Below are 22,822 nucleotides of genomic sequence, written 5' to 3'. Positions count from 1 at the left end.
CTTTTGCGTTCAAGCTGGAGCCAATGCTAGGCGGGATCGAACACCCGAGGGGGATCAACGAAGGAATGGCGGCGGATCCCTTTCTCAAAGTCCACGTAAAATCAGGTTGATAGGGCCTCTGCGGTGACCTCCGTCAAACCATTCTCCATTTTCAACCCACCCGGCCCGTGATATCCCCACATGATTACACCCGTCGCCTGGAGGAATGCGCTTATGCCTGCAAATGCACAGCCCTCATCGGAAATGAACCTGGGTTTCGCGCGCTTTTCGTTTGCCAAAGACCGGTCGATGACGTCCGCCATCCTCTTTGGCCCGGACAGGGTCCCCGCACACGACGTGACCGAAGCTGAGGTAGAGGGAATTTCCCACGCCTCGACAATGGAATTACTGGCAAAATTTCCATTTGAAATTTGCTCCAAGCTCGTCACCATAATGGGAAAGGATATTGAAGCAGAGGCAATTTTAAATGGCAAAGATAACGATATTGATGGATTTTATGAGTATTGTACTCTTCAACTTCAGAAAGTTTTGTTTTTGCTCAATCCATCTGCATTTCCCGTAAGAAGTGCCGATCCCGCTGAACTTCTTTTGCTATTAAGTGAGTACATAATATTACTAAACCATCTCGCAGCCACTTTCGAGGTAAACACTGATGGTTACTTTGAAATCCCATCGCAAGAAACAATTATCGAAGAAATTAAACATATTAAAACGCCATCATTTGACATGGTTTTCTCATACGAATTTATGCGATTTGTCTGTTTCTATTATTCAATATTTATTGGAATCGAAGAAGGCGATGTTGATGGTGCGAATACTTCAAAGGCCAAAGATAAAGATGTGTTAGCTGATTTTCTCGGTCATATTTTTATTGGCAAGGATAAAAATTCATACAATATTGTGCCCGTGAGTAATCCAGATGCGCCCTATACAACCATGATAAATTTTAACAATACTGGATCAATCAATATTTTGGCGAAGTTCTCTTGCAAATCTCAGGAGGCTATAAAACATACAATTGTCCAGTCACTTATAAGCCTTGAGGAAAAAATAAAGGCAAAGTGCGCGAGGATATTATATTACTGGCACAGGTTCATTATTGAGCCACGAGAACTTCAGCCAACAGGCGTCTTGCGCCTCACTGCGTGGTGGGAATCCATTTTGTCAGACACTATTTTTTCCGAGCAACTTTGCAAATTTAACGCACTTGTAGGGCGGCTAAGCGTAATCGGTATAGAAACGCATTCGGATAGATTTCAGGAGCTTGGCCAGGAAACCATTGATATTTATAAAGAATATAATTCCATTATTGAAGGGAAACTGCCTTCCCGAATGGATAGCACAGTTCTTCCAAAAGCCGAGGAAGAGGCCGCGTTGCTTTATAACGCTATGATTGGAAAAATTCGTCCTGAATACGACTCTAGGCGTTATTCGGCTAAGAAGTTATCATCATGCAGCAAAGACAGAAGAAAGAGGATGCGTGATTTTTATCATGCCAACTCCGAGCATTTTGTAAAGATATCCCTCCAGCACATCGAAAGACTTACGCTGGAATACCTTAAGCTTGACAGGGAGTTGTATAAAGATCTCTTGTCTCAAGTGGCAAACGAATATGGGTATAGTCGGATCTCCAAGAAAACCATTGGGCGATGGATTGCTACTTACAAGAAGAAAAAGCGGGCCGCCAATTAACCATTTTCGAAGGCGCTCCTGGCCCACGAAAGGGACCCGCTGAAGCTTGCAATCGGGGCCAACGGGCCGTCGTCTCCTGGTCTAAAGTGGGGTCATTGACAACAGTGATCCCACTACAAAAACAAGGAGAGCGACATGAATGGCGCGCATAGCGATTATACTTTCGATATTGTTGATGGCTGTATCTCCCATGTTCACGGTGATAGCGACAACAGTATCAATCTTTGTAACTTTGCGTGTAAAATAATCGAAGAGCGTACCGTCTCCAATGGCATCATCTCTAAGATTGAATTCCTTATCGAAGGGTACTTTAGCGACGGCACGCTTCTCCCCACTGTCTCCGTTCCTGCCGAAAAGTTCAATTCGCTCGGGTGGGTGAGTCAGTACGGTTCCCGCGCCATTATCTATCCCGTCAAGCAGGTTAAGGACCTCCTGCCCATGGCGATTCGGATGATTAGCGGGGTCGTGCCGAAGAAAACGGTCGTGAGCCATACCGGCTGGGTTGAGTCCCCCCATGGGCACGTTTACATGACCAATGGTTCGGTGATTGGCACCGACGGGGACGAAGCTCATTTCGAAGTTGCCATCGAGGATCCCCATCTGCGTAAATTTTCCATTAATCCCGGCGAGGAAGACCACGAGCTTGAACAGTCGCTCCGGGCCTGCCTGGCGCTTGCGCAGATGAACCCGAGCCAAGCGATCCTTCCCCTTATTGGGGCGACTTTCCTGGCTCCCCTCCAGTGCTTCATTCCCCTGGACTTTTCCGTCTTCCTCCACGGCGTGACCGGTTCCTTCAAATCCCAGCTGACCATGCTCTGCCAGAGCCACTATGGCCGGCAATTTCACAACAGCTTGCCCGGCAACTGGGCCTCTACCGAAAACGCCCTGGAAATTATGACGTTTCTTGCGAAGGACGCGGTTTTTGTCATCGACGATTTCACCTACCTGCGCAACGAGCGGTCTTCCTTGGGGTACAAGGAACTCGAAAAAAAGGCGGAGCGAATTTTCCGTGGGCAGGGGAACTCCACCGGGCGGCAGCGGATGGGACGCAATGATTTGGCCCGCAGCTACCATTCCCGCGCCATGATCATGACCAGCGGCGAAACGCTGCCGAGGGGGGACAGCCTTCTCGCTCGCCTTTTTGTCGTCCAACTCAGCAAGGGGGACATTGATTCCAGCGAGCTTTCCCAGATGCAGCAGTACGCGGCGGCTGGTCTCTTTGAAAATGCCATGGCTGGTTATATTAAATGGATTTCTGTCAATTACGACCGGCTAAAAGATCATATCCCTGCTGAGCTTGAGCGGCTTCGTGACCATTTTTCTGATCTTCGTTCCGTGCATTGTCGTACGCCTGAGAATACCGCCAAGCTCTTCCTCGGTTTCGGAATGTTTGCTGATTATATTAAAGCTCAGAATATTATTTCTGAATCTGAGGCTGCCGCCATGCTGTCTCATGCTAAGGATGTCTTTCTTGAAGTTGGCCGCAACCAAAACAAGGTTTTCTTCTATGACGACACTGCGGATCTCTTCTTCGATCAACTGGCTGACGCCATGACTCAGGGTGATGGCTATTTTGACTTCATCAACCCTAATGAATTCCATTCTTTTGAATCGAAGGATTCTATCGGGTGGACCAATATCAACGGAGAGTGGCATAAGAATGGGCTTCGCTTCGGCTGGGTTGCCGGCGAAAACTTGTATCTGCTCCCGGCTATCAGCTACGACGCTGCCCACAAGCAGACCAAATCCAAGGGCTTTACCCTTGAAACCCGGGGTCGCCTTTGGAAGCGTCTTCATGAGCAGGGCCTCATTCTGAGCAGTGACCCCGACCGCATTGGCACCCGCAAGTACGTCAATGGGGTCCACCACCGGGTTGTCCATCTGGATTTCGCCGAGTGTTTCAAGGACACCTTCCGCCGCCGTGGCGAGGGCGACGACAATAGGGTGGGCAACCCTGGAAATCCGGAACGGGCGGGCCAGGAACACGGGAACAGCGTTTGTCCTTCTATTGGCGCGACCGGGACGGACGATCTTTACGCCGACCTTTAGTTTCAGATCCTCCCAACAACGACAGCCTCTGGCCGCTCATGGCGGTCCAGGGGCTGTTTTGTTTTCAGGCTCCTCCTGATCATTGGGGCTACGTGCGATGTCCCGCCACCCGGGCCATTTTCTGCGTGTACGCCACGCTCAGCGGCGTTCCCATGGCTGGGGGCATTGGCACGCTTTGCGAATAAAAACTCCCTGAGAGCCTCCCTAGGCCGAATATGGGCCATCTCGGAGCTGGGGCGCGGCTGGCCAAATCGTGCCGCCTTACCCGAATAGTGCTGTTCGCCTTTCCCTTGTTGCCCCCGACCGTGGCGGGGTGGGGCACCCCCTTTCGAGAAAGCGGGCAAATGGTCACCTCGGGGTCCCATCTTGTCCGGCGACGGGGTAGCCCACAACTGCGGACCCATTTCACGCGCTGAACGGGGCCGCCTTGGGCCGGATTTTTCGACTAGGATGTCCTCTATTGGGGGAACATCTCCCGGCAAATGGAGGAGTTATGGATGGTCTCGAGGAGAAACTTGGTCGGAAAATAAGCTACGTGGAGTTGGCAACATTTTTAGGCGTTGATCGAAAGTGGGTTTTGGAGCATGCTCATGAACTGGGTGGAGTACGCATCGGTAAACGCCTGCTGTTCTTTGAAAATATAGTTACAGAGAGCATCCGGAGGAAAGCTGATGCCGTACAAAAGAACACAGAAAGGACTGACGAAGTGGGTCGCGCAGGTGCAAGTCAACGGCGAGCGGAAGTGCTCGATCTTCACGAACAAGGCGGAAGCCATCGCCTGGGAAGTGAAGATGCGCAGCGGGAACGGACTTCCGCCCAAGAAGCAATCGCACGAGACCGGTACGGACTCTTTGCCAACCTTGGTGACGTGGGCTGAAGAATACCTGGATTTCTGCCAGAAGTTCAGCTCGAAGGTTGTTGAAGAAAAGATTGCCGTCTTCCGCCGGTTTTTCCAGTACGTTGACCCCACGATGCCTGTGGTCGAACTGAAGCCCAAAATGGTGCTCGACTACTTGCGCATCCAGGGGACTCAACGGACTGGAAACGCTGCCAACAAGGAGCGTAAAAATCTCGTCGCGGCGTGGAACTGGGGCATCAAGTACCTTGATTTCCTCGAGAAGAATCCTTGCCGCGTCGACAGGCTCCCGGCGCAGAAAAAACCGCGCTACATCCCTTCCGAGGAGGACTTCTGGAAGGTGTATGCGGTTGCGGAAGGGCAGGACAAGGTTATGCTCCTCGCCTTTTTACACTTGGCGGGGCGCAAGAACGAAATCCTGCGGCTGCGGTGGACCGACGTGGACTTCAGGAACCGCCGTGTCTGCCTGTGGACTTCCAAGCGAGCCGGGGGCGACAAGGAATACGATTGGCTTCCTATGACGGACGAGCTGTTTGAAACCCTCTTCAAGCACCGCCAGGAGGTGGCGGGAGAGTGGGTTTTTCCGAATCCCGTGACGGGCGTGCCTTTCGTTTCCCGGCAGCACTGGATGAAAGAACTGTGCGGCCTGGCTGGGGTCAAGAAGTTTGACCGGCATTCCATCCGCCATTTGTCTGCATCCATTTTGGACGCGGCAGGGGTGGAGTTGACCCTCATCCAGGCCATCCTGCGGCACAAGTCCGCGACGACCACCGCCCGCTACCTGCACCAGCTTCGTGGGGTTCGGATCGTCCTCAATGACGTCTTCTCGAAAAAGGAAAAGCCGACCAGAGCTGGAATCTCTGGTCGGCCATCCGTAAGGCTTGTACAGAACGGGTAAGCAGCTACCTACTCTGGAACCTACTTACCTACTCTCCAAGAAGGCTACAGCAGTCGTAACCCTTTGAATTCTTTGGCGTCCCCAAGGGGATTTGAACCCCTGTTAGCGGCGTGAGAGGCCGCCGTCCTAGGCCACTAGACGATGGGGACCTAATACGAGGCTGGTGGGCCGTGCTGGGCTCGAACCAGCGACTCTCTGCTTAAAAGGCAGATACTCTACCGACTGAGTTAACGGCCCACACGGGAAGAATGTCTCTATGCCCAAGGGCCGGTTCTGTCAAGCGACATCTTTCCGATTTGGGAAAAATTCGCCTTGCCGACAAAAAAGCCATGTTGCGTCAGCCCGCTTCCCAAACCGCCCCGGCCGGACTATACCTCACGTCCCATGGATATCGCCCACATCTGGCAGGCCCTTGGCTGGCCGCTCCTGCGTTTGCTCGGTTCCCTGGCCCTGGGGCTTTTTGTCGCCAACCTCATCGAGGCCCTCAACTGGACCCGGTTCCTGGCACGGCTGGCCGCGCCCATCATTCGCGTCGGCCATCTCAAGGACGTCATCGGCGCAAGCTTCTCCATGGCTTTTTTCTCTGGCGTGGCCGCCAACTCGCTTCTGGCCGAAGCGTATGGCCAGGGCAAGCTCACCGACCGCGAACTGGTCCTGGCCAACCTCTTCAACAGCCTGCCCACCTATTTCCTGCATTTGCCGCAAATGTTTTTTATTACCGTGCCCTTTATCGGCCCGCGCGCCGCCGCGACCTACGTCGGCCTGACCTTGGCCGCCGCCGTGGCCCGTTCGGCCGCCATTCTTGTCTACGGCCGGCTCGTCCTGCCGCCGCTGCCCGACGGCTGCGTGGTCTGCCATCTGACCGACGACGCCTTTTCTTGGAAAAAAGCCCTGTCCAAGGCCTGGAAACGCTTCAAGCGCCGGCTGCGCTCCATGGTGCTTTTTACCGTGCCGGTTTACGTGCTGTTTCACTATCTGGCCGTGTGGGGGGCTTTTACGGCCATGGAGCGTTTCCTGGCCGCCCATCTGGGCTTTTTGTCCTGGATGACGCCCCAAGCGGTCAGTATCGTGGTGTTTCAGATCGCGGCCGAGACCTCGGCCGGACTGGCCGCCGCCGGGGCCATGCTCGGGGCCGGCGACCTCGACCACCGGCAAGTGGTGCTGGCCCTTTTGGTCGGCAATATCCTGTCCACGCCCATGCGGGCCTTTCGCCACCAGTTTCCCTACTATGCCGGCATCTTCAAACCCAAGGTCGCGGCCCGGCTCATCGTCCACAACCAGGCCCTGCGGGCGGCAAGCCTCGTGGCCGTGCTCATCGGCTACGCCGCCCTGGGCTAGGTCCTGCCATGTCCGACATGTCCGACGCTGCCGCCGTTCGCGCCGCCGGGTTGCTTGAACGTCTTCCGGGCCTTGGCAGTCCGGTCAGCCGGTCCGGAAGGCGGCGAGTTGGGCGTTGCGCCAGATCGGCAAGCGCGACGAAGCCTTGCGCCGGGCGGCGCTTGTGACGGCGGCGAGACTTCTGGAAGAACGTTCGCAGGCCGCCTGGGCCGCCCGCGACGCCATCGCCGAACTGCAGCGGCTCTAGGCCCGCTGGCCTCCTTGCCCCCCTTCTTCAGATGGGGGGTCTGGGGGCCTCAGGCCCCCAGCCGCCGGAGGCCTCTCCTTCTCCTCTTTCTACTTCTGCTTGCGCTTATATTCCACGTAGCCGGCCCGGGGGTTGTCGCCGCCGGAGGAGAGGTAGTAAAAGACCATGGCGTCGGGGCCTTCGAGCTTGCCCAGGCGCAGGGCGTCCTTGTGGCCGACGAAGTAGAATTCCTCACCGTTCTTGTCGATGACGCCGGAGATGGTGTCCTTGCCCGTGACCTTGCCGGTCCAGCTGACCTCGCCGGAAAACACCCGGCCGTGTTGTTCCTTGATGACCAGGGTGGCGGACTGTTTGTCGCCGGTGACGAAGCCGTTTTTCGTGTCGTGCATGGCGAAGCCGGCGGTTTCCCAGGTCCCGACGAGTTGCGGGATGCCCTGGCTCTGGGCCTGGGCGGAAACGGCCGGGGCGGCCAGCAGCAAGGCAAAAAGGACGAGCAAGGCGCGGCGCATACGCATGGCGGACTCCTTTGGGGTTGGTGGAGTGGGCGCGGCCAGGGGCCACGGAACCATACTACCCAAGCGGAGCCGGAATGCAACGGGAGGGAGCGGGTTTTCGCGCCAGAAACGTCATGCCCATGGTGGCCGGCGAACTGGCGTAGCCCGAGGGGCCGAGGCAGACCACGTCGGTAAAGCCGCTTTGCCGAAGAAGAAGCGCAAACGCCGTTTGCGACACAGCCCCTCCCTTTCAGGTGAACCAGGAGGCGACCATGGCCGCATGGTCTTGGGGCGGCGGCCCCAGGCGGATCTGGTCGGACACGGCCAGCCGCCCGCCCGGGCGCAAGACCCGGAAAGCTTCAGCCAGGGCCGCTGCCTTGTCCACCACCAGATTGAACACGCCATTGGAGAGGGCCAGATCGAAAGCGGCGTCGCCGTAGGGGAGGGCTTCGGCCGATCCCAGGCAAAAGGCGACGTTGCCCAGGCCGGCGCGGGATCGGTTGGCCTCGGCCCGTCGGGCCAGGGCCGGGGAATATTCCAAGCCGGCGACGAAACCGGCTGATCCGACGAGCAGGGCGGCCAGCAGGGCATCGACTCCCGTGCCGCAGCCGAGTTCGAGGACATGTTCCCCGGGGCTGGGCGCGCCCGGGGCGAGGGGATTGCCCACACCGACGAAGCCGTCCAGGACATCGGCCGGCAGCCGGTCCGTCAAGGCCAGATCGTAGCCCAGGCCGGCCAGACCTTGGCGGCCCACGGGGTAGCGGAACTGGCCCTGGGGCGAGCGGGCCACCTGCTCGTATTTGACGAGGACGGCCTGTCGGATGCGGACGCGATCCTCGGGCGAGACGTCGGGGCAAAGGGACGGCATCATCTTTGTCTCTTTATCCTTCCGCGGCTGATCGAGGGTTCCGATACGGGGACGCGGCGTCCGGTAAACCCGCCGCCTACGGTCGTCTATTCGAGCAAAATCGGCAAGATGGGCGCGATGGATGCGGCTTGTAGGGCCGCCGGAATGAAGATTCTGGGGAGGCTGCCGTCGGACGGACAGGTGGTGGTAATGGACGGACTGCCGGCCAGAAGGCGCGTCAAGATGGCGTTGACGGAGTCGTTTGGCCGGTTCTGGCGCAGCAGCGCCCAGGCTCCGGCCACGTGGGGCGTGGCCATGGACGTGCCGTTCCAGGACTCGTAGCTCGTGTCCGAATCGCCTGTGGAGGAATAAATGCTTGAGCCGGGGGCGAAGATGGTCTGGAGCGTGGGATGCCAGTTGCTGAAAGCGCTGCGAGCATCGGTCGAGGTGGAAGCGCCCACGGCGATGGCCGAGGAGATGCAAGCCGGCGCGCCGATGGAGCTACAATAATAGTCGTTGCCTGTGGCGATGGTGGTGGGGATGTTGACGGCCCGCAATTGGTCGATGGCGGTCTTGCGTGATTCGCCCGTGTCGCAGGCGCTGGAATAGGAGCCGCCGCCGAGGCTCATGCTGGCGGCGGCGATGCTGTAGGTGTTGCGCAAGGAATAGACGTAGTTGAGGCCGTCAAGCTGGTCGCTGGGATAGGAGCCGACCCAGGGCGAGGTTGATGGATCGATGATCGAAAAGACCTGCACGGCTATGAGGTTGGCGTCCTTGGCCACGCCGGCCACGGAGCCGTCGGCTTTCTTGCCGGCGGCGATGCCGGCGCAGTGGGTGCCGTGGTCCCAACCCTGGAGGCTGCTGGAATAATGGGCGGCGCTGCCGGTCCCGTAGGCCGAGGTCGTGCCGCCGGGACAGTTGGCGGCGGCACTGAAGCAGGCCTCGACAATGGTCTTGCCGGCAAAAAATTCATGGGTGCGGCGAATGCCGGTGTCGAGGATGGCCACATGCCAGCCCTGGCCGGTGTAGCCCCGGGCCCAGGCCGTATCGGCCCCGATCTTGGGCGGCCCCCAGTTGAGGTTGGCGCTCGGCAGATCCACGGAGTCGCTTGCCGCGTCGTCGCCCTTGGCCTGGCTTTCCGGCACGGGCAGCGGCAGGGGCACGGGCGCGTCCACCTCGATGGAAGTGACCTTGGGATTATCCCGCAAGGCGGCCAGACCCTCGGGGGTCACGGACAGGGCGGCGTAGGGCAGGGCGGAATAGGTCCGATGGACGGTATAGGCCTTGGCCGGCAGGTCGGCTATGACGGCGTCGGCCCCGCGCCGCACGGCCCTGGCCAGGGCGGCGTCGGCAGCCAGGGCGGCGTTGCGGGACAGGCCGGCTTCTTCGGGCGTCACCACCTTGTGGCTGCGGGAGGCGGTGGCCAGTTCGTCATAATCGGTCACGGCGAAGCCGACGATGACCCTGGCTTGGCCATTTTCCGTCAGGCTCGCAGTGGGCAGGGCGTTCCAGGAGAGGTCCTTGCCGCCGGCCAGAGCCGAGGAGCAGACGCCAAACAGCCAAAAGACGAAGAAGGCGGCCAGAACGGCCCTGGAGTTGCGGCGCAGGGGGGGCATGGACGTATCCTCACTGGCGGGGCGGAGGTTATGCTTGGCTCGCGGTTGTTGGCGAAGGGAAGGAGCGCATCCGCGCCGTTGCCGCAAGACGTTCTTGGACCTTTGTTAAGCCAAATACTGGCCGACGAAAAGCGAAAACATATGCTGCGTTTGAGCGGGCAATGGAAAGTGAATATACCAGTTTTTTTCTGACTGTGGCCATTAAAAAGGCTTCGCTCTCAATGCGTTTTTTCTGGGTGAATGAATGTCGGTGGACAGTAGTGTGGAAAGTAAACAGACGCAACGTCCGCTGCAGGTTGGCTCAACGCCAAGAAAAAGGGGGGCTCCAGCCCCCCCCCTTGCCTTTGCTTCGATGCCGACGTCGTCGGCCTAGACGTCAAAAAGCGATTCCAGGTCGGTGCGCGTGAGGGACTTGAAGGCGTCCTGGCCGGGGATGACGGCCTCGGCCACGTCCTTTTTCTGTTCCTGGAGCTTGAGGATCTTTTCTTCCACCGTGTTCTGGCAGATGAGCTTGTAGGAGAAGACCTGGCGCAACTGGCCGATGCGGTGGGTGCGGTCCGTGGCCTGGTTTTCCACGGCCGGGTTCCACCACGGGTCGTAGTGGATGACGTAGTCGGCGCTGGTGAGGTTAAGCCCCGTGCCGCCGGCCTTGAGGGAGATGAGGAACACCTTGATGTCCTCGGTCTGGTTGAACTTGTCCACCTGATCGAAGCGGTCCTTGCTGGAACCGTCGAGGTAGCAAAACGGCATCTGGCTGATGCTCATCCAGGACCGGATGATATGGAGCATCTGCACGAACTGGGAAAAGACCAGCACCTTGTGGCCTTCCTCGATGCAGTCCGTGATGAGGTCCTTGAAGGCATCGAACTTGCCCGAGGGCAGGTTGGTGTTGACGCCGGGCAGGTCGAGCTTGAGCAGGCGCGGGTGGCAGCAGATCTGGCGCAGCTTTAACAGCGCGTCGAGAATCGACATCTGCGACTTGGCCATGCCCTTTTCATCGACGGTGGCCAACACCTGTTCCTTGAGCTTTTTGGCCAGGGCGGCGTAAAGCTCCAACTGCTCGTCAAGAAGATTGCAGTAGTAGGTGTTTTCCACCTTGGGCGGCAGATCCTTGGCCACCTCGTTTTTGGTGCGCCGCAGGATGAAGGGTTTGACCCGGCCGCGCAGGTAATCAAGGGTTTCGGCGTCGCCGTCCTTGATGGGCTTGACGATGCCGCGCTGGAAGGCGTTCTGGCCGCCGAGGAAGCCCGGCATGAGAAACTCGAACAGCGACCACAGCTCGAAGAGGTTGTTCTCGATGGGCGTGCCGGACAGGCAAAGCCGGGTCTTGCCGGCCAGACGCCGCACGGCCCGGGCGGTGATCGTATTGGGGTTCTTGATGTTCTGGGCTTCGTCGAGGATGATGGAGGCGAATTCGTATTTGAGCAGCTCGTCGAGGTCCCGGCGCAGGAGCGCGTAGGTGGTGATGACGAGGTCGGATTCGGCGATGCGCCTGAACATGTTTTCGCGCCGTGCCCCGTAGATGATGAGCTGCTTGAGGTCGGGCACGAATTTCTGGGCCTCGCGCTCCCAGTTGGGCAAAACCGAGGTCGGCACGACGATGAGGTTGGGGCCAATGGCCCCGCGCTCGACGTTGTGCTGAATGAACGACAGGGTCTGGACGGTCTTGCCCAGGCCCATTTCGTCGGCCAGGATGCCGCCGAAACCGTATTCGCGCAGGAAATTGAGGTAGGAAAGCCCCTGGACCTGATAGGGCCGCAGGGTGGCGTTTAAGCCCTTGGGTGGCCGCACCTGGACGATCTCGCGGAAGCTGTGGATCTTCTGGCGCAGGTTGTTCCAAAACGAGTCGGTGCGGGCCTCGGGCATGTCCTCCAGGAGCTTGTCCAGGACCGGGGCCTCGAACTGCTTGAACTTGGTCTGGGGCGGCTTGTCCGTGTCGTAGCCCAGGGCCCGCAGCTTGTGGGCGAGCTTTTCCAACCACGATTCGGGCAGGCTGGTGTAGGAGCCGTCCTTGAGCTGGACATACCGCTTGCCTTGGGTCCAGGCCTTCCAGATCTTCTCGATGGGCACACGCTGGTCGTCGTATTGCACCTGCAAGTCGAGGTTGAACCACTTTTCCTCTTCCTTGGACTCCACTTCGGCCACGATGACCGGGGTGGACAGGCGTACCTTGTAGCGGGTCAGGTTCTTTTCGCCAAAGACCCGATACTTCTCGATGAGTTTGGGGTAGGCGTCGAGCAAAAAGACAATGGCTTCCTCGGTTTCCAGGAACCAGTTGGCGTTGTTTCTGGCCTGGAAGCGCATTTCCGCCAGCATGGAAATAAGCGCCTGCTCCTGGTCGCAGTCCCGGGCGATGAGATACGATTTGCCGTCGTGGAGATACGAGGCGGTCATGAGATCGGGGTTGGGGCCGGGGACCGTGATCTCGCCGTGCTCGGTCTGGTAGACGTTCTGGATTTGCAGAGTAAGGAGGCTTCCTTCCTCGTCGAGGAAGATCTTCGGATCGAAGTTGGCCGGCACGAAAAACGGCTGCATTTTGACCAGGAACTCTTCCTGGCCGTACAGGTCGGTCATGGGCAGATGGGTCCACACCCGGTCGAGGAATTCCGACACGTCGGCGGTGGGGATAAAGGGCGGATTTTGCGTCATGTCCGACACGAGCTGGGGCGGCAGGCCGGTCTGGACCGGATAGAAGGCGTTTTTCCAGCACACCCAGATGGGCATCTGGCCGTAGAAATAGACCTCCTGGCCGAGGATGGAAAAGGGCGACTTGCCCGGGCTGCCAAGCAGGATGTCAAAGGACAGGCCGTCTTCCTGGAGCCTGGGGGCCAGCTGCAGGCGCATGGTCTTGGACTCGATGCGCACGGGCTGTTCGGTGTCGCGCCAGTAGAGGTAGTATTCCTTGCCGATGGCCCAGAAAAACCAGGCCAGCAGTCCGGGCGGAATTTCCACCCGGTGGCCGGCGTAGTCGAGGTGGTGCTCAAGCATCTCGGCCACGACAGGCAGGGTGGGGGACAGCTCGGACCAGTCCGGGTTCTTGATGATCTGCTCCAGGGTGATCTCGGAGTGGACCTGGGAGATGCCGGACTTGTTCTGCCTGGCCCGGAAAAAGGCCACCTGGAGCCGGCCGGGCTCGGGGTGGAAGCGGAAGATGAGGTAGTGGCGGCCGGGTTCGGGCTCGGGCTCGGTGGAAAAATAGGTGCGGAAGGTCTGCCGCCATTCTCCGCGTGCGGCGTGGGCTGCGCTGTCGGACGTCTCTCCGTCGCCGGAGGCCTCGTCCAGGGTGCGCAGGCATTTGAGCGCCGTGGCCCCGACATGGCGACACACGCCGGAGAAGGAATCCGGACAGTTGCAGAAAAAGTTGATGTTGCCTTCACGCAGGTTGACCGAAAGTTCCGAGGCGTAGACCTGGAAATCGTCACCCTGGACCTGACCTTCCACATCCCAGAAGTTGTCGTGCCGGTTGACCGTGAGCTTCTGGATGCCGCCGCCGGCCACAATGGCGTGGGCGCCGTCCAGGATGTACTCGGGGACGGTTTCGCGAACGAATTCCCCGAGCAACGCTTTGATTTTGGTTTCGTCGTTTCCGTTGGCCATGGGCCTTGGACTCCTTGGTGCGACTTGCCGCGCCGCATCTCGCGACGGCTGCTGCGCAGGCCGGCACGGGGCGGACGGGTTCGGGCCGATTACCCGATTTCAGACCGTTTTGGAACGGAAATATTGCCGACGCCCCAAGGGCCGGTCCGGGTCGTGGGGGCGCGGGAAAAAGCGCTTTTGTTTTTGGGTGGCTCCGTATATGCAGTAGGGGCACGAGGCCTTGCGCATCCGCACCAATACGGTGTTTTGGGCGGTCGTAGCAAGCAAAAAGGAGAACTATGCGTCCGGCGCACGCGGCATTTCTCGTCCTGGTCCTGGGATCGCTTCTGCTTGGCGGCTGCGACGGCCCGTCCAAGCCGGAGGAAAAAGCGGCCAAGTCGGCCGCGGCCTCGGCGACGGCACAGACGGCCGCCCCTCAGCCGCCGGCCGCGCCGGCCGGCCAGCCCGAGACCGGCGGCCGCATCGTCATGGCCACCATCGGCGAGCCGTCCAACCTCATCCCCTACCTGGCCTCGGATTCGGCCTCCCACGAGGTGGCCGATCTGCTCTACGTGTCGCCCTTGCGCTACGACAAGGACATCAAGCTCGAGTGCTTCGCCGCCGAGCGCTACGAAGTGGCCGAGGACGGCAAGCTCCTCAAGTTCTGGCTGCGCCCCGGCATCCGTTGGACCGACGGCGTGGAACTGACCGCGCAGGATGTGGAATTCACCTACAAGCTCATGATCGACCCGAAAACGCCCACGGCCTACGCCGAGGATTACAAGGTCATCTCCAGCTTCACGGTCACCGGCAAGTATTCCTTTGAGGTGCGCTACGCCGAGCCTTTTGCCCGGGCGCTGGTCACCTGGGCCGGTTCCATCCTGCCCAAGCATCTGCTGGCCGGCCAGGACATGATGACCACCAAGTACGCCCGGGAGCCCATCGGCTGCGGCCCCTATATCCTGGACAAATGGGAGCCGGGCAAGAGCCTGACCCTGCGCTACAATCCCGACTACTTCGAAGGCCGGCCCAACATTGATCAGGTGGTCTACCGCATCATCCCGGACACCTCGACCATGTTTCTGGAGCTTAAGGCCGGCAACCTGGACATGATGGGCCTGACCCCCCAGCAGTACCTCTACCAGACCACGGGGCAGGCCTGGGACGCCGACTGGCGCAAGTACAAGTACCTGTCCTTTGGCTACACCTATCTGGCCTACAACCTTAAAAGCCCGTATTTCACCGACGCCCGGGTGCGCCGTGCCCTGGCCCAGGCCGTCAACAAGGAAAGCATCATCAAGGGCGCGCTGCTGGGCCTTGGCGTGCCCACCATCGGCCCCTACAAGCCCGGGTCCTGGGTCTACGACACCACCATCACCGACTACGCCTACGACCCGGCCAAGGCCAAGGCGCTTCTGGCCGAGGCCGGCTGGACCGACCGCAACGGTGACGGCGTGCTGGAAGACGCCTCGGGGCGGCCCTTTTCCTTCACCATCCTCACCAACCAGGGCAACGAACAGCGCATCAAGGCCGCCACCATCCTGCAAAGCGAACTGGGGGCCATCGGCATAAAGGTCGGCATCCGCACCGTGGAGTGGGCCTCGTTTCTCAAGGAATTCGTGGATAAGGGGAACTTCGACGCCGTCGTGCTGGCCTGGTCCATCGCCCAGGACCCGGACAATTACAGCGTCTGGCATTCCAGCAGCGCCGTGCCCGGGGGACTCAACTTCATCGGCTACAAGAATCCCGAGGTGGACGCGCTCCTGGAGCGCGGCCGGCGCACCCTGGATCAGGCCGAGCGCAAGAAGGCCTACGACGCCTTCCAAAAGATCCTCCACGAAGACCAGCCCTACATGTTTCTCTACACGCCCTACAGCCTGCCCATCCTCACCGCCCGCATCCAGGGCGTGGTTCCGGCCCCGGCCGGCATCAGCTACAACTTCACCAAGTGGTGGATTCCCCGCGACAAGCAGACCTTTCGTCTGGAATAGTCACCTTTTCGGGCGCGGCGGCGATTTCGCCGCGCCCTCCCTCACCCGTCTGGACCGCCGCCTGTGCGCGAGGCCATAAGCACCATGATCCGCATCAACGAAATACTCGACAAGACCAGCGCCTACCTCAATGAACAAGAGCAGGCGATCATCACCAAGGCCTACGTCTTTTCCGCCGCCGCCCACGCCGGACAGGTGCGCCTTTCCGGCGAACCCTACCTGTCCCATCCCCTGGAAGCCGCCGGCATCCTGGCCGACATGCGCCTGGACGCCGCCTCCATCGCCTCGGGCCTGCTCCACGACACCGTGGAAGACACCAAGGCCACCGTGGACGAGATCGAGGAGCTTTTCGGCGAGGAAGTGGCCGACATCGTGGACGGCGTCACCAAGATCAGCCTCATCCCCTTCGAGACCAAGGAAGAGGCCCAGGCCGAAAACATCCGCAAGATGATCCTGGCCATGGCCGAGGACATCCGGGTGGTGTTGGTCAAGCTGGCCGACCGCCTGCACAACATGCGCACCCTGGAGTTCCAAAAGCCCCACAAGCAGGCGCTTATTGCCCAGGAGACCATGGACATCTACGCGCCCCTGGCCAACCGCCTGGGGTTGCACCGCATCAAGACCGAGCTGGAGGACTGGAGTTTTCGCTACCTCAAGCCCGACATCTACGCCCAGCTCGTGGAAGGCGTGGCCACCCACCACACCGTGGACGAGACCTTCATCGAACGGGTCATCGGCCACTTAAACGAGCTGCTTGGCCCCAACAACATCAAGGCCCGCATCGTGGGCCGGCGCAAGCACCTGTGGAGCGTGCACAACAAGATGCGCGTCCAGGGGCTGACCATCGACCAGGTCCACGATCTTGTCGCTTTCCGGGTCATCGTGGAGACCATCCGCGAGTGCTACCACGTGCTGGGGCTGGTCCACTCCTTGTGGAAGCCCGTGCCGGGGCGCTTCAAGGACTACATCTCCATGCCCAAGGCCAACATGTACCAGAGCCTGCACACCACGGTGGTGGGGCCTGGGGGCGAGCGCATCGAGATCCAGATCCGTACCGAGGAGATGCACCGGCTGGCCGAGGAGGGCGTGGCCGCCCACTGGAAGTACAAGGAGCGTGAGCGGGGGAAGTTCAACCCCAAGGACGTGGAGCGCTTCCAGTGGCTGCGCCAGATCATGGACTGGCAGCGCGAACTCAAGGACTCCCGGGAGTTCGTCACCAACCTGCGTTTCGACCTGTTTCAGGACGAGGTCTACGTCTTCACGCCCAAGGGCGACGTCAAGGAACTGCCCGAAGGGGCCACGGCCGTGGATCTGGCCTTCCTCATCCACACGGCCGTGGGCGAACACTGCGCCGGGGCCAAGGTCAACGGCAAGCTCGTGCCCCTGGAGACGCCGCTCAAAAACGGCGACACCGTCGAGATCATCACCGACAAGAACCGCCGGCCCAACCGTGACTGGCTCAAGTTCGTCAAGACGGCCAAGGCCCGCACCCGGGTCAAGCATTTCATCCGCACCGAGGAGCGCGAACGCTCCATCGTCCTTGGCCGGGAGATGCTCGAAAAGCAGGGCCGAAAAGATGGCGTCAACATCAACAAGGCCATAAAAGACGGCTCGTTGCTGGCCCTGGCTCACGACATGTCCCTGGTCGGCGTGGACGACATTCTTTCGGCCGTGGGCTATTCGCGCATCACACCCAAAAAGATCATCGGCCGGCTCATGCCCAAGCGCGAAGGCGAGGAGGCCGAAGCCGCCCTGGCCAAGGCCGAGGCCCACGCCGCGCCGGAAACCGGGGCCGGCCCCAAGGGCAAGCCCGGCGAGGGCGTGCGCATCCAGGGCGTGGACAACGTGCTGGTGCGTCTGGCCCAGTGCTGCAACCCGGTGCCCGGCGACGCCATCGTGGGCTACATTTCGCGCGGACGCGGCGTGGTGGTGCACACCCACGATTGCCCCAACGTGCGCAACCTGGAGTCCGAACGCCTCATGCAGGTGAACTGGGAGGGCGAAAAAGAGCAGCCCTATCCGGCCGGCCTGTCCATCCTGGCCAAGAACCAGAAGGGCGTTTTGGGCAAAATCTCCAACATTCTGGCCGACGAGGGCGTCAACATCGACTCCGGGGCCATCCATTCCAATGTGGACGGCACCACGGCCCTGGTTTTCCGCATCGAGGTGCGCGACGCCAGCCACCTCTACCGCACCATCGAACGGCTGCGAAAGCTCGATTCGGTCATCGACGTCAAGCGCCAGGCCGTCAACGACGACCTGGGCGCCTCCCTGGGCACGCCAGGACCGGGGACGGGCGAGGCGTGATCCGCCGGCTGACGCTTGTGGATTTCATGGCCCACGGCCGCACGGTCATCGACCTGCCGCCTGGGCTGACGGCGCTCACCGGCCCCAACAACTCCGGCAAGTCGGCGGTGGTGGAGGCCCTGCGCTGCCTGACCGAGAATCCGCCGCCCAGGCACTGCATCCGCCACGGCGCGGCCGAGGCCCGGGTCGAGGCGGAACTTGCCGATGGCACGGTCATCGCCTGGGTGCGCCGGCCCAAGTACGCCCTGTACGAAGTGCGCCGACCCGGAGCCGAGGAACCGGAAACCTACGCCAAGATGGGGCGTGGCGTCGTGCCCGAGGACGTGCGCAAGCTCCTTCGCCTGGGGCCGGTGGCCGTGGACGGCGGCGAGACCGTGGACGTGCATCTGGGCAACCAGCGCGAGCCGGTGTTTCTGCTCTCGGACAAATCCGGACCCAAGCTGGCCGCCTTTTTCGCTGCCGCCTCGGAAGCCGCCCACTTGATCGCCATGCAGGCCGCCCTGTCCAAACGCACCACCCAGAAGAAAGCCGAGAAAAAGCGCCTGGACAAGGCGCTTGGTGGCCACACTCAGGCTCTCGACAAACTTTCCCCTCTGCCGGCCATCGAACTGGCCCTGGACCGGGCCGCCGAGCTGGAAGCGGCCCTGGCCCAGGGGCAGGCCGAGGCCGACCGGCTGGCCGGTCTTCTGGCCGAGCGGAAGCGTCTGGCCGGGCGGGCGGCCGTCCTTGGGCAGCGCGCCCGGCGGCTGTCCCGGCTTTCGCCGCCGCCGGCCCTGGCCGCGACCATTCCTCTGGCCGAGACGGTTGCCCGGCAGCAGACCCTTGGCCGGGCCGTGGCCCGGTTCGCCGCCCGGGTGGCCGCGCTTTCGCCGCTTGGCGCGCCGCTGCCCCTGGCCCCCACGGCGGAACTGGCCGGGCTGGCCCGGGCCGTGGCCGAGGGGCGTTTGGCCCTTGGCCGGCAGACCCGCCGGGCCGCCGCCCTGGCCGGGCTGGCCGCGCCGCCCCAGACGGCCGACACGGCCGCCCTGGCCGAGTTGGCCGGTAGTCTGGCCGACAGCCTGCCGGCTTTGGCCCGGTTGATCAGCCGGCGGCGGGCGCTAAGTGCCTTGGCCGAACCGCCGTCGCCGGCGGCCACGGATGAGCTGGCCCGGCTGGCCGCTGCCGTGGCCGCGCTGCGCGGCCGGGCCGCCGCCCTGGCCCGCCGGGGCGAGACTCTGGCCCGCGTCCTGCCGCCGCCGGAAACCGCCGACGCGGCCGCGCTGTCCGGGCTGGGGCGGACCGCCGATAGCCTGCTGGCCGCACGCCAAACCCTGGCCGCCAAACAGGCCGAGCTGGCCGACCGGCAGCGGATGCTCGACACCTTTTCCGCCCGGGCCGCCGACCGGCTGGCCGCGCTTGGGGCCTGTCCCCTGTGCGGGGCGTCGCTGACGGCCGAGGCCTTTTTCGCCGGCGGCCACGTCCATGACGCGGCCGGGGACGACGGAGGCGCGTCGTGAGCCTGCCCGTGCGCCGCTGCCGGGGGCTTTTTTGCATCCCCGATCCCCATGTGGCCGCCACGCCCCCCATGCAGCGGCTGGATTCCTACATGGACGACGTTTTGGCCAAGCTCGCCGCTTGCCTGGAGCAGGCCGCCGCCAGCGAGCTTGTCCCGGTGATTCTTGGCGACCTCTTCCACTGGCCGCGCGAGAATCCCAACGTCGTCATGGTGGCGCTTATTGACCTCTTTCGCAGCCACCATCCCTACGTGCTGGTCGGCAACCACGACAAATACCAGGCCCGGTTCACGGCCGACACCTCCCTGGCCGTGCTGCGGGCGGCCGGCGTGTGCGACGTGCTGGACGAACCCGGGCTTTTCCTGCGTCTGGAGACGCCCACGGGCACGGCCGTGGTCGGGGCCTCGCCCGACGGCTCGCCCTTGCCGACGTCTGTTGCCAAGGAGCCGGACGAAACCAGCGTGTGGCTCACCCACCACAACGTCGGGTTCCCGGATTTCGAGGAAAAGCAGATCAAGATTCGGGAGATACCCGGCCTGGATTGGCTCATTAACGGCCACATCCACCGGCCCCAGCCGACGGTGGCCGCCGGGGGCACGCGCTGGGCCAATCCCGGCAACGTCACGCGGCTCAAATTTTCCCGCCGCTCCATGGCGCGCATTCCCGAGGCCGCCATCTGGCGGCCGGGCATCGACGACCTGGAAAAATGGCCCATCCCGCACCGGCCCTTTGCCGAAGTCTTCCCGGACCAGGAGCTGCCGCCCGAGGAGGCGGCCGGCCCGGCCGAGGTCCGTTCCAACTTCCTGGAGGGCCTGGCCAGGCTGGCCTGGAAGCGCACCCGGGAAGGAGCCGGACTCAAGGACTTTTTATCCGCCAACCTCAACCCCGAGCATCCCGAGACGGCCCTTGTCTGGGATCTGTACCGCGAGGTCACCGACCATGGCGACGCCTCTTGACCGCCGGGGGAGCGCCCCTGCCCCCACCCATGACGCCGACGCCCGGCTGCAAAACGAACTGGCCGGGCTCAAGGGCGAATACGAGCGCCTGCGCGACGCCAAGGTGCGCGCCGAACAGGACCTCAGTCACCTGCAAAACCAGTTGGCCGAGCTGGAAGCCAAGGCCGTGGCCGAGTACGGCACGGCCGATCCGGGGGAGCTCACGCGGCTTCTGGAAGAGAAGCGGGCGGCCAACGCCCGGCTTGTGGCCGAGTACCGCGAGCATGTGGCCGGAGTGCGGCGCGAGCTTGAGGCCGTGGAGCGGGATTTTGGCGGCAATGGCTGAGACCGGCCCGGCCGCCGAAGTGGCCGTCCTGGCCGCCGAGCGCTGGGAGCTGACGCGCCGGCTGGATCGGTTGTCCGGCCAGGCGGCGGCTATCGTCGCGGCCCATGGGCAGGCGCGGCGGGAGCTTCTTGACGTCGAAGCCTTCCTTGACCTCGCCCCAAAAGCGGCGGCGCGGCTGGAGGAACTGACGCAGGAACTTTTCGGTCAGGTGCTTGATGAGATCGAAACCGAACTCACCCATGCCGTGCGCGAGATTCTCGGCCAGAACCGCACGGTCAAGGCCCGGCGGTCGCTCAACAAGGGCAAGCTTTCCATTGAGTTCGAGATGGAGCAGGACGGCCAGGCCGAGGACATCCTGACCGGGCAGGGCGGGTCGGTTTGCAACATCCTGTCCGTGGGGCTGCGGCTGATTGCGTTGTCCCAGCTTGACCCGGACGAGCATCGGCCGTTTCTGGTGCTGGACGAACAGGATTGCTGGCTGCGGCCGGACCTTGTGCCGGGCTTTGTGCGGCTGGTGGCGGCCATTGCCGACCGCCTGGGCATTCAGGTGCTCTACATCAGCCACCATCCGGTCGATCTGTTCGCCCTGGAGGCGCGGCGGGTTTACACGTTGCGGCCCGGCCGGGAGAACGGCCCGAGCCTGGAAATCCTGACCGACCGTCCCGTCGAGGCGTCCGCCTCGGCCGATATTCCCGCCTTCGAAGCCGCCGCCACTTCCCCCGGCGGCGAATAGTCTCCCTCTCCCCATTGGGGGGGGCCTGGGGGCCTCAGGCCCCCAGCCGCCGGAGGCATCTTTTTCTTTATATCTTCGCTTATTATCCACACCGCACGCAACTGCAACTCGGGCAGGCCGGGCAGCCGCAGCCGATGCAGCTTTGGGGATTGACGGCGAGTTCCTGGCTGTAGGCGGTGAAGGCTTCGGCGGGCATGGCCCGTGAGAGAACGAACAGCGACGCGGTGAGCATCAGGGCCAGGGCGGCGCAGCAGGCGGCAAGGCGCATTGTGTACTCCATACGAAGGGACGGTGTGCGAAGACGCATCCCCTTTACGATTTTCTTCAATCGGGGGGTCCGGGGGCCTCAGGCCCCCGGCCGCCGGAGCAACGGTGTTCTGAGTCAACCGATAATCAGGGATCTACGCCGCGTGTGCGTACTGTCCCCACGGTTGCCCGGATCGCACCATTGCATTCAAAATCGTTATCAACTTTCGCATCGAAGCAACTGCGGCGACTTTATGTGGTTTGCCGGCTTCCTTGAGGCGATTGTAAAAATCACGTATGACGGGATTGTATTTTTTAGCTGACAAGACAGCCATATATAATACAGATCGAACATCACTTCGACCTCCCCATACACGACGTTTTCCTCGACGCTTTCCGCTGTCACAATTCAAAGGGGCAACCCCAACAAGAGCAGCGATCTCCCGACGATTCAACGTTCCAAGCTCAGGCAGATTGGAAAGGAGCGACCTTGATAGGACATCTCCGACTCCAGGGACGCTCCGGAGCAAATTGTCTCGCTCACGCCAAATCGGACTCGCTCGTACTACTGTGCCAAGATGCGTGTCGATCTCAGACAATCGTTCCTCAAGCCAGTCAATATTCTTCTCTATATCTGCTCTTACCGAGCCATAAGCACGAGTAAAACGATTTTTTTCCATGACAAGCATTCGAATGAGTTGGTTGCGCCTGGACATTAGCGAACTCATTTCTTGCGCTTGCTCGTCCTTCAGAGGGCGTACTTCAGGCTCCATCTGCTTGCCAAAAAGAGCAAGAATCTCAGCGTCAATCTTGTCTGTTTTAGCCAGCCGTCCTTTAGCTCGCGCAAAATCCCGAGCCTGGCGGGGATTGATGACTACAACGGGGAATTTCTTGAGACTCAATGCCGTGGCAACAGGAATTTGAAGGCCGCCAGTCGCCTCGATGATAATAAGCTTTGGACGAAATTTTGAAAATTTCCTGCAGATAGCTTTTATACCATCGGGGTCGTTAACAAATTGAAAGTCATTTCCGTCAGGAAGCGTGTGGACAGCAAGAGTTTCCTTAGAGACATCAATTCCGATGAAACAGTCAGCAGCCATGTACATTCCTCCAGTACCCAGCCTTGTGATACGGGCTCTTAGCCCAAGCAACGGTTCG

The 22,822-nt window shown here is 61.1% G+C and carries 16 protein-coding genes, 2 tRNA genes and 1 pseudogene; 11 read left to right on the top strand and 8 right to left on the bottom strand.

Annotated features, from left to right (window positions below; all coding sequences use genetic code 11):
- Positions 1-213 precede the first annotated feature (213 nt).
- The 3 genes from DMR_RS17085 (at position 214) to DMR_RS17075 (ending at position 5,495) form a co-directional block, all read left to right on the top strand.
- A complete protein-coding gene (locus tag DMR_RS17085) occupies positions 214-1,692 on the top strand; it encodes a hypothetical protein (RefSeq protein ID WP_015862241.1) in 1,479 nt (492 codons plus the stop codon).
- 135 nt (positions 1,693-1,827) lie between these two features.
- Complete coding sequence (locus DMR_RS17080) at positions 1,828-3,741, top strand: DUF927 domain-containing protein (protein ID WP_015862240.1); 1,914 nt, start codon at positions 1,828-1,830, stop codon at positions 3,739-3,741.
- Between the two features lie 671 nt (positions 3,742-4,412).
- Positions 4,413-5,495, top strand: coding sequence for a tyrosine-type recombinase/integrase (locus DMR_RS17075; RefSeq protein ID WP_015862238.1), 1,083 nt, complete (start codon positions 4,413-4,415; stop codon positions 5,493-5,495).
- Positions 5,496-5,568: 73 nt separating this feature from the next.
- On the opposite strand, the gene DMR_RS17070 is transcribed toward DMR_RS17075, so the two are convergent.
- Both DMR_RS17070 and DMR_RS17065 read right to left on the bottom strand, forming a co-directional pair.
- A tRNA-Glu gene (locus DMR_RS17070) sits at positions 5,569-5,644 on the bottom strand.
- A gap of 12 nt (positions 5,645-5,656) precedes the next feature.
- A tRNA-Lys gene (locus DMR_RS17065) sits at positions 5,657-5,732 on the bottom strand.
- Between the two features lie 147 nt (positions 5,733-5,879).
- Here DMR_RS17065 and DMR_RS17060 point away from each other — a divergent pair.
- Together DMR_RS17060 and DMR_RS23735 are read left to right on the top strand one after the other, a co-directional pair.
- Positions 5,880-6,833 carry a membrane protein gene (locus DMR_RS17060; RefSeq protein WP_043600969.1) on the top strand — a complete coding sequence of 318 codons (954 nt, stop codon included), beginning with the start codon at positions 5,880-5,882 and terminating at the stop codon, positions 6,831-6,833.
- Positions 6,834-6,936: 103 nt separating this feature from the next.
- Positions 6,937-7,080 (top strand): annotated as a pseudogene (locus DMR_RS23735) (DNA alkylation repair protein); the annotation flags it as partial.
- A gap of 89 nt (positions 7,081-7,169) precedes the next feature.
- On the opposite strand, the gene DMR_RS17055 reads toward DMR_RS23735, so the two are convergent.
- From DMR_RS17055 to DMR_RS17040, 4 genes are all read right to left on the bottom strand, one after another.
- Positions 7,170-7,595 (bottom strand): hypothetical protein, encoded by a 426-nt coding sequence (locus tag DMR_RS17055; protein ID WP_015862235.1) that lies wholly within the window; start codon positions 7,593-7,595, stop codon positions 7,170-7,172.
- A 55-nt stretch (positions 7,596-7,650) separates the two neighbouring features.
- Positions 7,651-8,445, bottom strand: coding sequence for a methyltransferase domain-containing protein (locus DMR_RS17050; protein ID WP_272483550.1), 795 nt, complete (start codon positions 8,443-8,445; stop codon positions 7,651-7,653).
- Positions 8,446-8,528: 83 nt separating this feature from the next.
- Positions 8,529-10,037: a S8 family serine peptidase gene (locus tag DMR_RS17045; protein WP_015862232.1), complete on the bottom strand. Its 1,509-nt coding sequence runs from the start codon at positions 10,035-10,037 to the stop codon at positions 8,529-8,531.
- A gap of 369 nt (positions 10,038-10,406) precedes the next feature.
- Positions 10,407-13,634 (bottom strand): DEAD/DEAH box helicase, encoded by a 3,228-nt coding sequence (locus tag DMR_RS17040; protein ID WP_015862231.1) that lies wholly within the window; start codon positions 13,632-13,634, stop codon positions 10,407-10,409.
- Between the two features lie 278 nt (positions 13,635-13,912).
- On the opposite strand from DMR_RS17040, the gene DMR_RS17035 reads away from it, so the two are divergent.
- The 6 genes from DMR_RS17035 to DMR_RS17010 all read left to right on the top strand — a co-directional run bounded on the left by DMR_RS17035 (position 13,913) and on the right by DMR_RS17010 (position 21,418).
- Positions 13,913-15,604 carry a peptide-binding protein gene (locus DMR_RS17035; protein WP_015862229.1) on the top strand — a complete coding sequence of 564 codons (1,692 nt, stop codon included), beginning with the start codon at positions 13,913-13,915 and terminating at the stop codon, positions 15,602-15,604.
- Positions 15,605-15,688: 84 nt separating this feature from the next.
- Entirely contained in the window at positions 15,689-17,911 is a 2,223-nt protein-coding gene (locus tag DMR_RS17030) for a RelA/SpoT family protein (RefSeq protein ID WP_015862228.1), read from the top strand.
- The gene (locus tag DMR_RS17025; RefSeq protein ID WP_015862227.1) at positions 17,908-19,407 is read left to right on the top strand and encodes an AAA family ATPase; all 1,500 of its coding nucleotides are present in this window, start codon (positions 17,908-17,910) and stop codon (positions 19,405-19,407) included. The genes DMR_RS17030 and DMR_RS17025 overlap by 4 nt, the downstream gene beginning before the upstream one ends.
- Complete coding sequence (locus tag DMR_RS17020) at positions 19,404-20,360, top strand: metallophosphoesterase (RefSeq protein ID WP_015862226.1); 957 nt, start codon at positions 19,404-19,406, stop codon at positions 20,358-20,360. Before DMR_RS17025 ends, DMR_RS17020 begins: the two co-directional genes overlap by 4 nt.
- On the top strand, positions 20,344-20,685 hold the full coding sequence (locus DMR_RS17015) for a hypothetical protein (protein ID WP_015862225.1): 342 nt from the start codon (positions 20,344-20,346) through the stop codon (positions 20,683-20,685). The genes DMR_RS17020 and DMR_RS17015 overlap by 17 nt, the downstream gene beginning before the upstream one ends.
- Complete coding sequence (locus DMR_RS17010; protein WP_015862224.1) at positions 20,678-21,418, top strand: hypothetical protein; 741 nt, start codon at positions 20,678-20,680, stop codon at positions 21,416-21,418. Before DMR_RS17015 ends, DMR_RS17010 begins: the two co-directional genes overlap by 8 nt.
- Before the next feature lie 82 nt (positions 21,419-21,500).
- On the opposite strand, the gene DMR_RS17005 is transcribed toward DMR_RS17010, so the two are convergent.
- Both DMR_RS17005 and DMR_RS23730 read right to left on the bottom strand, forming a co-directional pair.
- Entirely contained in the window at positions 21,501-21,686 is a 186-nt protein-coding gene (locus DMR_RS17005) for a hypothetical protein (protein WP_015862223.1), read from the bottom strand.
- 133 nt (positions 21,687-21,819) lie between these two features.
- The gene (locus tag DMR_RS23730) at positions 21,820-22,764 is read right to left on the bottom strand and encodes an IS110 family transposase (protein ID WP_148208341.1); all 945 of its coding nucleotides are present in this window, start codon (positions 22,762-22,764) and stop codon (positions 21,820-21,822) included.
- Positions 22,765-22,822 lie beyond the last annotated feature (58 nt).

Source organism: Solidesulfovibrio magneticus RS-1 (assembly GCF_000010665.1).
In the GTDB taxonomy this organism is placed as follows: domain Bacteria; phylum Desulfobacterota; class Desulfovibrionia; order Desulfovibrionales; family Desulfovibrionaceae; genus Solidesulfovibrio; species Solidesulfovibrio magneticus.
Note: the sequence above shows the minus strand (reverse complement) of the source record. Positions and strands in the feature narration are given on the sequence as shown.